Annotated in this window: 8 protein-coding genes; 3 read left to right on the top strand and 5 right to left on the bottom strand. The window is 52.6% G+C overall.

Annotated features, from left to right (window positions below):
* Positions 1–98 precede the first annotated feature (98 nt).
* Positions 99–3,116, bottom strand: coding sequence for a heparinase II/III domain-containing protein (locus FE784_RS23555; RefSeq protein ID WP_139604709.1), 3,018 nt, complete (start codon positions 3,114–3,116; stop codon positions 99–101).
* A 748-nt stretch (positions 3,117–3,864) separates the two neighbouring features.
* On the opposite strand from FE784_RS23555, the gene FE784_RS23550 reads away from it, so the two are divergent.
* Positions 3,865–5,175, top strand: coding sequence for an ABC transporter substrate-binding protein (locus FE784_RS23550; RefSeq protein ID WP_176706460.1), 1,311 nt, complete (start codon positions 3,865–3,867; stop codon positions 5,173–5,175).
* An 85-nt stretch (positions 5,176–5,260) separates the two neighbouring features.
* Here FE784_RS23550 and FE784_RS23545 read toward each other — a convergent pair whose 3' ends face one another.
* Positions 5,261–11,242, bottom strand: a complete 5,982-nt coding sequence (locus FE784_RS23545; RefSeq protein WP_139604707.1) for an OmpL47-type beta-barrel domain-containing protein — start codon at positions 11,240–11,242, stop codon at positions 5,261–5,263.
* A gap of 452 nt (positions 11,243–11,694) precedes the next feature.
* On the opposite strand from FE784_RS23545, the gene FE784_RS23540 reads away from it, so the two are divergent.
* A complete protein-coding gene (locus FE784_RS23540) occupies positions 11,695–12,960 on the top strand; it encodes an ATP-binding protein (RefSeq protein ID WP_176706459.1) in 1,266 nt (421 codons plus the stop codon).
* Between the two features lie 72 nt (positions 12,961–13,032).
* Here the strand turns inward: FE784_RS23540 and FE784_RS23535 are convergent, their stop codons facing one another.
* Positions 13,033–13,953, bottom strand: a complete 921-nt coding sequence (locus FE784_RS23535) for a DUF6612 family protein (protein WP_139604705.1) — start codon at positions 13,951–13,953, stop codon at positions 13,033–13,035.
* 251 nt (positions 13,954–14,204) lie between these two features.
* Between FE784_RS23535 and FE784_RS23530 the strand changes: the two genes are divergently transcribed.
* Positions 14,205–14,399: a hypothetical protein gene (locus tag FE784_RS23530; protein WP_139604704.1), complete on the top strand. Its 195-nt coding sequence runs from the start codon at positions 14,205–14,207 to the stop codon at positions 14,397–14,399.
* A gap of 5 nt (positions 14,400–14,404) precedes the next feature.
* Here the strand turns inward: FE784_RS23530 and FE784_RS23525 are convergent, their stop codons facing one another.
* Positions 14,405–15,391, bottom strand: a complete 987-nt coding sequence (locus tag FE784_RS23525; RefSeq protein ID WP_139604703.1) for a ribose-phosphate diphosphokinase — start codon at positions 15,389–15,391, stop codon at positions 14,405–14,407.
* A 112-nt stretch (positions 15,392–15,503) separates the two neighbouring features.
* Entirely contained in the window at positions 15,504–16,301 is a 798-nt protein-coding gene (locus tag FE784_RS23520) for a YdcF family protein (RefSeq protein WP_176706458.1), read from the bottom strand.
* Positions 16,302–16,306: the final 5 nt, after the last annotated feature.

Raw genomic sequence — 16,306 nt, 5'->3', positions numbered from 1 at the left:
TCATTATTGTGGCTCATATGTCCCCGTATATCAACAAAAAGCAAAACCGCCTCTCGGCGGTTCGCAAAGTCGACGATTCTATTATCGGCCAGAGCTTATTATCCTTTGCAATGCGTTAGCGGAATTCGGAACCTCGCCCCCGCCGCAATATCGTAAACGTACCCTTTGCCCAGATCGCTCGGGTCGGCGAATGAGCGAATGAATGTCACATCGCCGACATCCAGCCTAAAGCGATTGGCACCGATCAAGGTCGCGCCTATGATGGGATAAGCGGCATTGCGAATGCCATCGTTCTCGACAAAGGCGGTTTTACCGGCCAATTCGGATGGATCGATCCCGTGCGGCTCCAAAACGACAATCAGTTCATTATTCAAAGACAACGCCTCGGTAAAGCTCTCGATCGATCCCTCCAGGGAACCGACAGCCGGAGCTGCCGTCGCATCGATCGGGCCTAATATGGACCCGTCATGCAAGTAAGTGAACACGGGCTGTCCGTCCTTCTCCGAATAGACGCCGAAGAATCCTTTAAACATCAGCTTATCGTCTACCTTGTACTCAATTTCCGTCTCCAAAGAGTTGACAATGTAGTCTATGCGGCCGTCGGCCAGCGTTACTTTGACGGCTCTCGCTTCGTTCCCTGCGATAAGCGCTTCGCCTGCCTTAACTGCAACCTCTTCAATGGAGACGATGAATCGTTTTCCTTTATAAGGCTCGATTACCGAAGTAAATAGGCTGTCCAGATTCGTTCCTTCGCGATGCGCGATCATATACCGCAGCAATTTCGGGTTGCCCGGTTTATTTTGCGGCGGAACTCCGTCCGCCAAGGCCACCTCCGATACTTCGCCCAGCATCGTGATTCGCAAATGCGCTTCCGTATCCGAACCTGCTCCATTGCCGTATACGTTCCATGTATCCTTTACGTTCCAATCCATACTGAACGGGTCGCCAGCACACTTGTCACGCGACACGTTGATCAGATAATGGAATCCGCTGCCATTGTATGCGGGCCCTTCCGAGCCGTCGACTCGCTGCCCGTATACGACATCCGGTCCGGCATATGTTCCGGTAGGCTGCTTGACCAACCGGAGACCTTCCGTCTCAACCGTCCCCTCCGCTCCATGGAAGCTGAAATGATGATCGTTTCCGCCCTTCACCCGGAACAAGTCCACGGCATAAGAGTTCGCCTCGTCCACTCGTATCATGGCGGTAGTCCGTTTGTACAGCTCCGTCTGCGAGTACACCTTGGGCGCTTCCACGTCAATCAGCTTCACATGACGGGTATCGTCGAAATGCCGCGGCTCGGCTACCCATTGGGCCTCTTGCTTGCCCTTGTCCACGACGACCGTATTATGGCTGATCGTGTTAATAACCCAGTGGGCGCGGTGCATGTCGAATATATCGGCAAATTCGGGATAACCGAGATCCGGCGACAGATCGAACCCGAACGCATGTACGCCCAAGTTAAGCGTATCCCTATGCCCGTGCCCCGTATTGCGTCCGTAATACATCCAAAAATCGCGAAGCGTATGCTGCGATGTCACTCCGTCCCGCAGCGCCGCAAACCCGTAGCCGGTCATGTTATTGCTCTTCATATCCAAAGGCCCGTATTCCGCGATAACGCCGCCTATGCGGTCCGCTATTCGTTCCGGGTCGTAGGAGAACACGTCCAGGTGAAGATTCTCGGTCCTGTTATGATTCAAGAAATATGCGAGCTGGGCGAAGATCGGGTCGCCGAACTTGTTGAATGCCTTAACCATGTCGGACAAGCTCACCTGTATGTAAGGATTGCCGGTCGCCGCCGTATCGCCGGCATTTAAAGTAAATGTTTCGCTGAGCAGCAGCGGATAAAAGGCCGAAAACATTTTGCGAAACTTCGCGTTTTTGTACAAGTCCGATCCCGGGTATAAATCGTAGCCGTCCAAAATATCGGCGGATAGCTGGTGATGACTCAGCCATATTCCGTTGTAGCCTGGCGACGCTTCGTTGCCGCTGCCGTCCCGGTCCACATCGGACACGAGAGAATTCAGCACATTGCCTCCGGTTACCCGGAACGGGTTCCGCGCCAAACCGCCGGTCTGAAAGACAAAGTCGAGCCATTCCTTCGTATCCGGCAGCGTATCGTAGACGACGGCCGCCATTACGAGCGCGCTCTGATGCATCCCGTCATTGCCGCAAATTTGCGCGGCTTGGACGGCAGGATATATTTGCCGGATGATCCCCTTCTCGATATTTCCGCGAATGTACGCTCCGCCGCTTTTCGGATTGGCCAGGCCGTACTTCCGCGATTTTTCCTCCAAGTACTGCACGATATCCGGGTCATCCATAGCCGGGAAGAAGGCGTCAAATGAGCTTATAAATGTTTTGACCAACGAGGTCTCCCAGATCGAGCCGATAATTTTGCCGGTGTTTTTACGCCCGTCGGAGTTCAGAAACACGGACCGGTCATATGCGGAAATGTCCATGTCGGGATATAAATCGGCCACGCGATCGAGCATAGCCGTTCCCGCCCGGGCATACTTCAAATTTCCTGTGTAGAGGTAGGCGTCGCGGAATGCTGTCAATGCCCCTTCGATCAATCCGGATTTGCCGTACCACAGAAACCAATGGTTATAGTAAGCGATAAATGTGTATATATCACCCTTGTCGTCCACCCAGCCGAAGCCGTCGTCTACGCCCCATGTCGGCCCTTTCTCGGGATATTCCGTATTGACCAGCAAGCTGCGGTCGGCCAGATCTGTCCGAAATATGCCGTTCTGGTCCAAGCCGCTGCGATAATAAGTTCCGAAATCATTGGTCGGAAACGTATAGCCGCTGCTCGGATCGACAATTTTCCATGTCCGGTCAAGCGGGTCCGCCTTATAGGGGTAATTTCCGTACCGGTCGATTTCTCTGCCGGTAATCGGACTGCCCAGCACTTGATTGACGCCGTAGCTTCGGGGAAGCGTTTGCGCCGGAACCGACTCCCACAAAAAATCGAGCCCTTTGGAAAGATAGCGGTTCGCGGCCTTCTCCGCCGCTTCGCGCAGACTTTTGGCCCAATCGTACTTCAGCACGTTTTGCCTGGCTGCGTTCACTTTGTCCGTCGTATAGTATGTTGCTCGCGTTTTAAGATTCATTCTCGTTCCGGTCCCTGCGAAACGTGGCAAGGCGGCATACGCCGGTCCTTACGGTGACGTTCGGAGACCGTCACCTCCCTTTATCGATCAAAGTAACAACCAAACAACGAACGCATTTTCCGCAATGCTTTGAAAGTTTCCTGTATCAGACCTGTCACTTCAATAAGAAAACGTCTATCGACGTAATTCAAGGACGAGCGACCACGATTCAGCGGAAGTTTTTCTGCATCGTTAAAGAACGATGCCGCCTCCCCTGCAGGATGACGCTACATCTCAATATATAAGAGGAAATGGAAGAAAAAGCAACCGCTTCTGAATTACAGACAAAATATAGTCTCGAAATAACCGTTGAAACACCTTGTAAATAACTGTTAATAAAATATAATGAGAGTAATGAGTTTTAGATACAAGTATGCAACAGGAAGTATCAAAAACTACATTCCTCATAACACGACAAACCGATTTCAGGAGGTGATACTTATCCAAGGCCGTTTGTTCGATTCTTTCTAGAACGAAAATGTAAGCGCTCTTAAAGCATCGACCGACAATCGCGCTTAGGCCGACAATTTGCAAGCGATCGTTTCTGCGCCCCGGATTCATGGCATCATCTCCTTTCCTTTCGAGTAAACAAATGGGGTCGTCTTGCCGCACGTAGCGGAATTCAGAACGGAGTTCCGCGGCAAACCGAATAGGTTTGCGTAAATCTTGTTCAGCGATGAAGAGAAAAGATCCAATTGGAGGAATCGTGATGACAAAGAAAACTTTATACGGAAGCATGATCGCACTGCTAGCCTTTACTACCGTCGTAGCTACCGCTTGCTCGGGCGGCCAAACCGCCGGTACGCAAACCCAGCCGCAGACCCAGCAACAGCAGCAAAAGCCCCAAGAACCGATCGAGCTGCACTTGTACTCCTTAAGCGGCCAAAACCAGGAATGGTTCGACAATACGTACGGCAAATATTTATACGAGAAGTTCCCTCATATCAAATTCAAAGTGAATTTTCCGGCACAAGTGAGCATTACCGATTATATCGGCACCAAGGGTCCGCTCGATATCGCATTTGGCGCGTATACGAACTTCCATATCTCGCTGCTTAACCTGAATTTGCAAAATGACATAACCGATCTGATCACAAAGCATAAATTCGATCTGAACAAATTCCAGCCGACTGCGATCGAGCTCCAAAGGCAGCTGGCAAACGGAGGCATATACGGTCTGCCCGCCTTCGTCGGAACGTCCGGCTTGTACTACAACAAAGATTTGTTCGACAAGTTCGCCATCCCTTATCCGAAGGAAGGCATCACCTGGGACGAACTGTACGAATTGGCGGTCAAGCTGACCCGCAAAGACGGGGATGTGCAATATTACGGCTTCGCCAACGACAACAACAACTACTTGCAGGTCAACCAATATTCGTTGGATCTGGTAGATCCGAAAACGCATAAGGCCAGCTTCGAAACGGACGGTTGGAAAAAGATCGTGCAAACGCTTACGAGATTTATGACGATTCCGGGCTACGATGTCGCTCAAGCGACGGTCGCAAACTTCAATACGAAGGGCACGGTAGCGATGGCCACGAACTATACGGGCTGCTGCGGATTTACTCCGGGCGATGGCGTCAAAAACTGGGGTGTCGTCAAAATACCGGATTTCCCGGATATTCGCGGAGTCGGACCTCAATCGTTCCCGAACTACTGGTACATGAGCTCGATCAGCAAAAATCGTGAAGCCGCTTTCGAAGTGATGAAGTTTATCGTATCCGAAGAATTCCAAGCTTCGCTCAATGCCAGAGGCTTGGCGACTTCCTTGAACGATACGAAGCTGCAAGCGAGCTACGGCAAGGATCTCCCGAAATATACCGGACAAAACGTAACCGCCCTGTTCCCGAAACATGCCAAGATGTCCAACATTACCGAATATCAAGTCGTCGCCTCGGGACAGCTGAACGCTGCACTCACGAACATCGCCACCAAAGGCGTAGACATCAATACCGCATTGCGCGAAGCAGCAGAAGCAACGAACAAAAAAATCGAAGAAGCGAAGCAAATGAAAAAGTAAGCGGATTCAATCGTTTGCGCATCGCAAGACAAAAGGAAGGAACCTCGCCCGACAGGGCTTGGTTCCTTCCTTTTATCGCATGCATTCAGCTATTGCCGTTCCACTGCCGCTGCAGATAGTGAGCGTTCGATTGCAGAGCCAGCTTGGCCGAAGCCGAGATGCCGTTCTGCTGCTCCCCGACGTCCTGCAGAAATTTATCGAGAAAATGCAGCGCCTGATTCAACCGGCCGCCGTTCCGATGATGCTCCGCTTGCATCATCGAATTGGTCAGCTTGACCTCGATGGAGTGCTGAAGTTCATTGGATTGAGCATACCCCGCAATCAAAGACATGACGGATGCCGGGCTAGTCGCGACGTGCACCGAATACGAAGCCTCCGCGACGTTGCCGGCGTAATCCTTGACGATCGCTTTTACCGTATGATCGCCTGTTTGCCCGGTCCAGCTGAACGTAGTTCCTTCCGTATAGACGGCGCCATCTATCAGGATGGTGCGTTGTGCGACGCCCGACATCCCATCGTTTGAAGGCAGCGTAAACACTATGGACTGGCTGTCCTCCACCTCTGCGCCGGGTACGACAGGCGTCCCGTTCAAGAGCAAGGTGTACGCAGGCGCTGTCCGATCGATTTTCACGTCGGTCGTTTTCACCGATTCGGTATTGCCAGCCGCATCGATGGAGCGGAACTGCAGTGTATACTTCCCTTCGTCCAACGGAATCGGACCCGTATACGGCACGAAACCGTGACTTTGTTGCCCGTAGGTGCTGGCCGTAACGCTTAAGGCGTATTCCGTCGAAGCCGCCCCCGATTGGGCGTCATAAGTGCTCAAAACGACCGTGGAGGCGGAGGAATACCAGCCGTTCTCCCCTGTCGTTCCATTTACCTGAGCCGTCGTCGAGGGCGGCAGTCGGTCGATTTTGACCGTTGCCGATTTCGTCGGCTCGACATTCCCCGCCAAGTCGGTAGACCGATACTCCAGCGAGTGTATGCCGCTGTCACTCAGTACGATCGGCGTCGAATAAGCGGACCAGCCAATACCGCCGTTCAGACTATAGACGGTAGTGCCGACAGTACCTGCTAGTCCGTATGCTTGGAGCGTAACCGTCGCATCTCCGGTATACCAGCCCTGCTGCTGCGGACCCGTCACGCTTGCCGTCGTTTGAAGCGGAACCTTCTCCCGGGTAAGCGGGATCCGGAACGCAGCTCCGGACGCGATATCGTATACGTATCCCTTGCTGAAATCGTACGCGTCGACAAACGAACGGATCAATGTGCTGTCACCGATATCCAGCCTATACCGCCCGCCGCCGACATCTGTAGCCCCGACAATCCGGTAAGCGGCATTGCGAACGCCGTCGTTGGCCACATAAATCGTTTTGCCGGACAATTCCGCCGGATTCATGCCTGCCGCGTTCAAGTTCACGACAATCTCGTTCTGCACGGAAGGCGAGTAAGTAAAGCTGACGACCGTGCCTTGCAGCGCTCCGGGCGCCTCCACGACCGTCTCGCCAATCGGCGCGATATACGAGCCGTCGTGGACGTAGCTGTATACGTTTTGTCCGTTCTGCTCCGAGTATACGCCCATAAACCCTTTGAACTGAAGCTTGTTGTCGATCGTGTACAGCGTTTGAGGCTGCAGGGAATTGACGATATAATCGACTCTTCCGCTCGCGAGAGTCACCTTCACCGCTTTGACGACATTACCGTCCACCGCCGCTCCTCCCGACGTTACCGAAGCCGGTTCGATAGATGCGATGGTGCGGCTGTCCTTGTACGGCTCGATGACCGATGTGAACAAGCTGTCGAGATTCGTTCCGTTGCGATGGGCGACGAAGTAACGCAGCGTCTTCGGATTGCCGGGCTTGTTCTGCGGCGGAACGCCGTCGGCCAACGCCACATCGTCTATGGGACCGAGCATCGTCAACCGGAGATGGATGTCGGCCGGTGTCGACAACACTTTCCATGTGTCGACGGCTTTCCAATCGATGCTGAATTGCCCGGCCGGGTTCATATCCCTGGATACGTTTTTGAGGTAATGGAAGCCGCTGCCCATGTAGCCGGAGCCTGCTATGTCATCCACCCGTTGGCCATATTCCACATCCGGCCCTGCATACGTTCCGGTCGGCTGCTGCACCAGATTGAGACCTTCCGCGGCAGCGGTTCCTTCTGCTCCGTGGAAGCTGAAGTAATGATCGCTGCCGCCCTTCACCCGGAAAAAATCGACTGCGTACGAGTTCGCTTCGTCGATCTTGATCATGGCGGTCGTCCGCTTGTACAGCTCCGTCTGCGGATACACCTTCGGCGCTTCGACATCGATCAGCTGCACCATGCCGCCGTCGTCGAAGTGCTTCGGATCGGCCACCCACTGACCCGCTTGCTTCTTCTTATCGACTACGACCGTATTATGGCTGATCGTATTGACAACCCACTGGGCGCGATGCATATCTATGCTGTCGGCAAACTCCGGATAGCCCAAGTCCGGGGACAGATCGAGTCCGAAGGCATGCAGGCCGAGATTGAGCGTATCGCGGTGTCCATGACCGGAGTTCCTGCCGTAGTACATCCAGAAATCGCGCAGCATATTGCCTTGCGGTCCCGCATTATCTCTCATTTCGCGCGCCTGCTCGTCAAGCAAATTCAAGCTGCGGACGCCCATCTTGTAATTGCCCGCGGACGCGTTTTTGCCTATGCCCTCGAAGCGGATTTCATGGGTTCCCGCGGATAGCTGCATTTGACCGAGTACGTCGAACGTGTTCGTATTCGAGCCGTAGAAGTCCAACTCTTTGATCGGAACGCCGTCGATCGAAATGCGGTAAATCCCGTATGTCGGCGCCCGGAACGGCAGCAGGTCGATTTCATAATCGTCCGTTTTAGGCACCTGGAAGTTGAAGGCGATCATTCCGGCTGGCGCATTGGCTTCCAATTGAATCGTGCCCGACGCTTCGAACAGCTTCGCTTCCGTGTTTTGCTCGGCAATTTCCATCGCTGGGAACGCATAGGACAACCCGAAGCTGTTGAATACGTTTTTCCCGTCGCGCAATGCCGCGAAGCCGTAACCGGTCATATTCACGGTATCCAAATCGAGCGGTCCGTGCTCGGCGATCACGCTTCGGATCCTCTCCGCGATATCATTCGGATTCACCGTAAAAACGTCCAAATGGATCCCGTCCGCGCGATTGCCGTTAAGGAAATACGCGAGCTGCGCATAGATCGGATCGCCGAATTTGTCGAACGCCTTGACCATATCCGCCAATTTAAGCGATATACCCGGGTTACCGGTCGAGCCGTTGTCCCCGATATTCGCCGTATACTTCTCGCTTAAGGTGAGCGGATAAAAGGCGGAAAACATTTTCCGGAATTTGACGTTCTCGTACAAATCCGACTCCGGATACAGGTCATAGCCCTCAAGAATGTCCGCGGTGAGCTGATGATTGGACAGCCATAAGGCATTGTAACCCGGCGCGGCCTCGTTGCCGTTACCGTCGCGGTCGACGGCGCTTATGAGCGAATTCAAAATATTGCCGCCCGTCACGCCAGGAGGATTCGACGTATTGCCTCCGGTCTGGAATGTAAAGTCGAGCCACTCCTTCGTTTCCGGCAGCGAGTCGTACACGACGGCAGCCATCGCCAGAGCGCTCTGATGCATCCCGTCGTTGCCGCGGATTTGCGCCGCCTTTACTGCCGGATACACTTGCCGGATAATGCCGTCCTCGATATTTCTGCGTATGGCCGAGCCTGTCCCTTTGCTGTTCGTCAAGCGGAACTGACTGGCCTTGCCGTCCAAAAATTGCGTCAGCTGCGAATCGTCCATAACCGGGTAGAAGGCGTCATAGGCGGAAATGAACGCTTTCACCAAGGCCGTCTCCCAAATCGAACCGACAGCCTTGCCGTGGCCGGTGCCGCCATGTGAATTCAAATAAATGGTTTTATCGTGTAGCATCGTATCCATTGCGGGATATACATCCGCAATGCGGTCAAGCAGCAATGCTCCCGCTCTCGCATATTTCGCATCTCCCGTATACAGGTAAGCATCGCGCAACGCTTGAATCGAATCCTGAATCATACCTGAGCTGTACCAGACGAACCAATGCGTATAGTAGGCGACGAACGTATACCGATTGCCATTGTCATCCACCCATCCGAAACCGTCGTCTACGCCCCACGTCGGTCCTTTCTCCGGATACAGCGTATTGACCAGCAAACCGCGATCCGCCAAATCGGGTTGGAAAATGCCATGCTCGTCGAGCCCGCTGCGGTAATACGCTCCGAAATCGTTGGTCGGAAACTTGTAACCGCTGCTCGGGTCCACTATCTTCCACGGCTCGTTCAACGGCTCGGCCTTGTACGGATAATTGCCGTATTGATCGATCGCCCTGCCGGTGATCGGGCTGCCGAGCGTCTGGTTCACCCCGTAGCTTCGCGGCAAATCGGGCCCTGTCACGATATTCCATAGAAATTCGTTCCCTTTGGCCAAATATTTGTCCGCTTTGGCTACCGCTCCGTCACGCAAGCTTTGCGCCCAGTTGTATAGCTGCACGTTTTGTCTCGCGGCGGCGACCTTCTCCGGCGTATAGTAGGTTGTCCGCGTCTTCTTTCCCGCTGCGGTATCCGCACGCTCGAACCGGACTTCGTCGAAATAAGCGGTTCCCGCCTGGTCCGGCTTCATCGCAAGCTTTAATCGCGCGGTTGTCGCGCCGGCAGGCGCCATGCCGCTTGCCGTTAGCAGCCTCCATCCGTTGTAAGCGTTATCCTCATACGTTACGGAACCTACCGTCGAGCCGAACTCATTCAGAAAATCCAATTGCAAAACGGAAGCTCCTTGCTGCACATACGTATAGGTATATACGGAGGCTGCATATTCCGATCCCGGAGTAACTATAATCGGCTGGCTGAGCAAGCCTGGCGAAGCGCCGCTGCCCGTATGCGCGATTTTTACGCTATTCGCTCCGTCCCTGGCAACGTCTGTGGAGAGCTCGATCGAACCGTTCGTCTCGCTCCAGCCGACCGGCTTATTTTGTTCTTGCCTTTCGAAGCTGCCGTTGTTCAGGTTCGCCACGGGATCGGGCGGGGCCTCGAAGAACTCGGCATCGTCGAAATATGCGGTCCCGATATTCGCGCTGTGCAAATAGAATCTGACCGTAGCGTATGCCGTTCCTTCCGGCGCCACGCCTTTAATCCGAATCGGCGTCCATGCATTCAGCGTATTGTTGTTTGCCGTCAAGATCGTCGTATAGTTGTTGTTTGCATCCCAAAATTCGACATATAGCTGCGAGATGCCCTGCAAATTGTACGACCATACCGAGGCGTCATACTTCAGACCCGGCGTAACCGCGATTTTATTGCTGCGAACCGTAACGCCGGCCGTGCTGGTCGGATCGTCGATCCGGACGCTGTAGGACCCGGACCGCTTCTGCTCCGTGCTGGACTGGGCCGATGCGGGCAATGTCCAATATTTCGGCCGTCCGTTCTCGAGCTGCTCCAGGCCGCCGTTCAATAAAGTCGGCTGGGGACCGGTCAATACTTGCTCGAATGCGGCATCGTCGAAATATGCGGTCCCGATATTGGCCACATGCAAATACAGCCGCAAACTCGCATAGACGGTTCCTTCCGGCGCCACGCCGCTCACTTGGATTTGGCTCCATTGGTTCAGGCTCGAATTTCTTCCCGTATAAATTTTCGTATAATTGTTGTTCGCATCCCAGAACTCGAGATACAGCTCGGAAACGCCCTGGGTGTTGTAGGAAAATACGGTGGCATTGTACGTCTGGCCCGCCGTAACCGGCATCTTCGCGCTGCGCAGCCCGGTAGAGGAAGCTGCGCTAGTGTCGTCAAGCTTGACGCTCGAGCTTCCCGCGAGCACCTGCTCGGCTGAAGATCCTACCGTGCCGCTAATGTAAGTCCAATCTTTCGGTCGTCCGGATGCGATTTCCTCGAATCCCCCGTTAAGCAGTTGAGCTGTCTCCCCTCTGGCTACGGATTGCGGGAATATCGGAACCGCGCCGAAACAGAGCAATATCGCCATGAGCAAGGCCAAGCAGCGTATCGTTCGTTTGGAATCATACCGCTTCATTTAACCACCAGTCCTTTATTCAGTCTGATGGTTTCTCTCCGCTCCGGGTATTCTGTTTCTGTTAACGGCCTATTTTTGTATCAATCCCCTCCTTCGCGGTAAATAGTCGAATGTGTCGGTCTGGATGCGGGCTTGTCCATTCCCCGCCGGATGTAAAATCGAGTTGTAGATACAGGTTGCATACGTGGTTTGTTTCGGGGACTATTCCATTTTGGCAGATTATCCCGCTATTGGAAAGAGTTTTTTGCAGTTGTTTGTATATTTTTGTGAGCGATGGGCGACAGCCCCGATATGGCGAAGATCGTGGGGACGAATTACGGATACGACCCTTTCCGAAATCGGACCGGCGATCGGTTTCGAAACGGTTGGGGCGGTTGACATTTTCTTATTTACTCTATGGACATTCTTGCTATAATAAGCTTTGTGTATATTCGCTCTCTAGGGGGAGAAGCATGTTAGCTTATTTAAAAGATTTCCTGCTCAATCTTTTTTTCATTCTTTTCCCCATCGTGTTTTACCCGCATTTGCTGAAAATCGAAAGGAAGCCTTTCGTCTTCAATCTACTCGTATTCCTCTTGTTCTCGGTGACGCTGATCTGTACGATGTCCTTTCCTGTCGAGATCAATGGCATGATTTTCGATTTCAGAATTATTCCTTTAATCGTCGGATCCATATTGGGCGGCATATACGTCACGATCTTCTTGTTTATCGATTTAATTGTATATCGTTATTTGCAAGGAGCCCCCAACCCGTTAATGTATTCCTTCTCCGTCATTCCGTCCGTGCTTCTGCTCTTGTATTATTTGAAATATTGCAAACCGAGCACGGTCTACCAAAAAATCGTTTCCGCTGTCGGGGTTGGCTTTCTGGCGAGGCTGCTTATTCTGATCACGTACTATCTCGCGACGAACAACATTGTCTCCTTATTTACGAACAACTTTGCTTCGACTTTATTTCTGATCGTCATACAAAGCATCTGCTGCGGTCTATACATATGGGCTGCCGAATATTTCAGAGCCAACTTCTATATCCAACAGCAGCTGCAGCATAGCGAAAAAATAAAAATTATAAGCGACATTGCGGCTTCGGTCGCTCACGAAATCCGGAATCCCCTGACCTCGGTCAGAGGATTTATTCAATTACTGGGGAGCGGCGATCTGAATCAGGAGAAAAAAACTTATTACCAGAAAATTTGTCTGGAAGAGCTCGACCGTGCACAGAAAATCATCTCCGACTACTTGTCCCTCGCCAAGCCGGATCCGGAAAACAACGAAATCATCGAGCTGGAGCAAGAGCTCCAATATGCGAGCAATATTTTGAATTCCTATGCCAACTATCAAAATATCGAAATCAACATTACGATCAAGGATCGCGATCTGTTTATATACGGAGACAAGTTCAAGCTGCGCCAGGCGATCATCAATATAGGCAAAAACGCCATTGAAGCGATGACCGAGGACGGACTCCTCGAGCTCGAGCTGGTGAAGCTTAAAAAGTCGGCCGTTCTCATCGTAAAGGACAACGGGATCGGCATGAGCCTGGAGCAAATAAACCGGTTGGGTACTCCCTATTATTCGACAAAGGACAAGGGAACCGGCCTCGGCACGATGGTCTCGTTCAGCATCATTCGCAAAATGCAAGGAACGATCGAGGTGCATAGCGAGAAATGGAAGGGCACGACCTTCACCATTGCGTTTCCGCTTCACGGCGATCACTAGGCTCGTCCGGAGCGGCCACGAAAAAAGAGAGCCATGAACGAAAGTTCAATGCTCTCTTTATTTATCCAGTCCTTATATCGACCCGACGGTTTTCGCTTCCAACGCTTCCTTCGGAACCGTAATTTCTTTGATGTTGTTATAGTTCGAATAAGTGCCTTCCATATCCTGGACCATACGCATCTTTTGTCCCTGGATATCCATCTCCAAATCCATGCTTACTTTCATGCTTTTCGGATTATACGTCTTCTTGTCCACGGTATACGCGTATTCGACCGTTTTGATGGACATCGCGGACATGCTTTGGTCGAGCATGGCTCCCATTTGCGGATTGCCGCTCATGCTTTCTTTGATTTCGTTTTTGATGAAGCTGTTGAACTTTTCGCCGGTAGCCGACAGCTTGACGACATAATCCCCGCCGCTCTCGCTAACCGTAAAATCGTTCGCGAACTGCTTCAGCTTCTCCATCTGCTTCGAAGGGTCGAGCTGCTCTTCGGAAATCATGCTCATCATCTGATCCATCTGCTCTTTCGGCAGCTTCGTCCATTGACCTGTGGAGGAATCTTTCATGAAGAAGCCGTCCTTGGTGAAGTACATGTCCATCTTGACATCCTGCCCCGACATGTTCACCGTCATGATTTGCTTGAACGAGATTTGCGGCTTCATGATGAAATCCATGTCGATTTTGGACTGGATATCCATTTTTGTTCCGGCCTGCTCCATCGTCTGTTTCGAGTTCATGGCAACCGTAAAGCTTTCCAGCTTGGCGGAAGCTTCCATCGTCTTCGCGAATACGTCCGCTCCGGTCGCCGCTTTGACCGGCTCCGCAGGCTTGGGTGATTCCCCAGCCGGTTTTGTCGTCGCTTCTGTCGGGTTTGGCGAATTTGCCGCAGCAGCTCCCGGATCTTCCGGCTTCTGGCCGCAGGCCGACAGCAGCAGCATGCCCACGAGCATGGCCGCCGCTGCCGTCCGCGTTAGCTTGGTTTGTCTCTTCATATTTTTATCTCCTCCCTATCCGCTAGTGGATTCTACCATATTATGACAAGCGGGCGTAAGGAGCTTTCGACCTATATTGATTTTACAAAAAAGCACGAATAGCTTGGGCATAACAGGCAGACTAATGACTATCGTCGCATGCCGCGATAAATAGATCTCCGACCGGAGCATACTTGGCGTCCGGCTTTGCCGGTCATGCTGCGCAACAAACCCTGTCGCCGAGAGTACTAGTATGCATAGGAGGCGGTTATATGGATGGAACGGCGTTTTTGATCGCAACGTTTTGTATGGGAATGGCATTGGCATATATCTTCCTGTACAAAACCATCGGCAAAACGTTTAAGCTGAGTAAGCTGCCTGCGGCCATTTTATCCGCAATTTTGTTAAGCGGTCTCCTGTATGGCTGGCTGACTCGGTTTGCAGACCGGTTCGAGCCGATGCCTTAGTCGCTTCAATCCGTAATCAAGGAGCTTTTGATTACGCCGTCGGGCACGCGTTCGAATAATGGGCTAACCGATTCCCTTCTATGGATTCGGCTAATCGCCTCTGCGAACAGCGGAGCAACCGACACGAGCCTTATTTTGTCGGATTGCGCGATATGCGGATTTACGACGGAATCCGTTCCAAGGATCAGCTCGATCGGACTGTCCTCCAGCTTCTTGACACCCTTCTCGTTCACCAGCAAATGGGACAAACAGGCAATGATCCTTTTGGCGCCTCTCGCCTTCAACCCTTTCGACAGCTCGACGATACTTCCGCCCGTAATCGTAAAATCGTCGATGATGACGGCCGTTTTGCCGCGAACATCCCCGATAATCTCCATGATTTCAGCCTTCTCCTTGTGATCTTTCCGGGTTTTGTCGCCGATTGCGATCGGCATTCCGAGATAATCCGCATACTTTCTCGCTTGCTTGGCGAAGCCGGCGTCCGGAGAGACCACGACGGGATCGGTCAAATTCATTTGCAGAATCGCCTCCGACAAGACGGGCAGCGCGAATAAATGGTCGACGGGCTTTTTGAAAAATCCTTGGATTTGATGGCTGTGCAAATCCATCGCTACGACGCGGTCCGCTCCGGCCAGCTCGATCGATTCCGCGCACACCCGAGCCCGGATCGATACTCGGGGCTCGTCCTTCTTATCCCCTTTCGCATAGCTGAAATAGGGCATGATGACGGTTACGGAATTGGCGCTGGCCCGCTTGAAGGCATCCACCCAAAACAAAATTTCCACAAATTCATCGTTCGGCTTCAGACCGATCGACTGAACGAGATACACGTCTTTGTCCCGTACCGTTTCGCCAATCCGGACAAACGTATTTCCTTCGGAAAACGTAATCGCCTCCGACAACCCCAATTCCGCATCCAAGTACTTGCACATGCGTTCCGCGAACGACCTTCCCGAGCTTCCCGCAAATATTTTGATCCCGCCATGATTCATGCCCGCTTATCCCCTCCCGGTTTCATCCATTGCTTCTTCATTATAAGACGCTTGCACCCAAGCTCCATAGAGGAATGATGAGAATTGTTTGACAATTTTCACTTGTTAAAAATCAGCATACGGGCCTCGCCATATCTTTCCCGGCGAAAGAAGCCGTCACCCGGGAATTAGCCTGCTCGATTTCCGGCGGTATACGTACGGAAACGATATAGTTTTTGCCGTTCGGACCATACCCGCGCTCATCGTCGCGAAGACGGAGCAGTTCGCCCAGCAGCATGGAAACGAACCGACCCGGAGACCACGCCTCCAGACCGTCCGGCGTGTTGATGATCATGGCTCCGTCTACATAATCGACCACCGGTACGAATGGGGCGCAGCTGTAAAACAAAGCTTCGGTGAAAGGCGCCCAGCATTTCTGAAACGTGGCCTGAAGACGTCTCTGCATAAGCGGGTCCTGAATCAGCAATACCTTCTTCGGAACAAGACGTGCTTCCACAAGCCGCTGCCATGAAAAAAGCGCATTTTCGCCCGCATTGGAAGAACGGGCTTCCAGAAGCAGCTGCCGGTCGGGCACTCCCAGATGACGCGTCAGTATCGAGGCCATCATCTCCGCCTCGGATCGGTTCGCCGTTTCCACATCGCGGAAAAGGGGATGACTCTGAATGGCGGCTTCCAATCGGGGTGTCGCATGTCCGTTTCCTCCACTAATCAGCAGTTGCCCTTGAAAGCCGCTTCCAACCAGTTCCGCTGCCGTCAAAACGGAATGCAGCGTTTCATTGCCCGCGAGAATCGCCAGATCGATATCGACCGTCCTCCAATCCGAAGACGAAACATCCTGCTTGGCCAGAAATCGGGCGATCGCATTTAAATCCGATGCAAGCTCCGATTGATTACCATCATGCAGAACCACGTTGT

It is taken from the genome of Paenibacillus hemerocallicola, assembly GCF_006265175.1.
In the GTDB taxonomy this organism is placed as follows: domain Bacteria; phylum Bacillota; class Bacilli; order Paenibacillales; family NBRC-103111; genus Paenibacillus_AB; species Paenibacillus_AB hemerocallicola.
Note: the sequence above shows the minus strand (reverse complement) of the source record. Positions and strands in the feature narration are given on the sequence as shown.

Bases quoted from the DNA above. Each gene is read 5' to 3' on its own strand.
- FE784_RS23555 (WP_139604709.1), bottom strand. From the start codon at position 3,116: ATGAATCTTAAAACGCGAGCAACATACTATACGACGGACAAAGTGAAC.
- FE784_RS23550 (WP_176706460.1), top strand. From the start codon at position 3,865: ATGACAAAGAAAACTTTATACGGAAGCATGATCGCACTGCTAGCCTTT.
- FE784_RS23545 (WP_139604707.1), bottom strand. From the start codon at position 11,242: ATGAAGCGGTATGATTCCAAACGAACGATACGCTGCTTGGCCTTGCTC.
- FE784_RS23540 (WP_176706459.1), top strand. From the start codon at position 11,695: ATGTTAGCTTATTTAAAAGATTTCCTGCTCAATCTTTTTTTCATTCTT.
- FE784_RS23535 (WP_139604705.1), bottom strand. From the start codon at position 13,953: ATGAAGAGACAAACCAAGCTAACGCGGACGGCAGCGGCGGCCATGCTC.
- FE784_RS23530 (WP_139604704.1), top strand. From the start codon at position 14,205: ATGGATGGAACGGCGTTTTTGATCGCAACGTTTTGTATGGGAATGGCA.
- FE784_RS23525 (WP_139604703.1), bottom strand. From the start codon at position 15,391: ATGAATCATGGCGGGATCAAAATATTTGCGGGAAGCTCGGGAAGGTCG.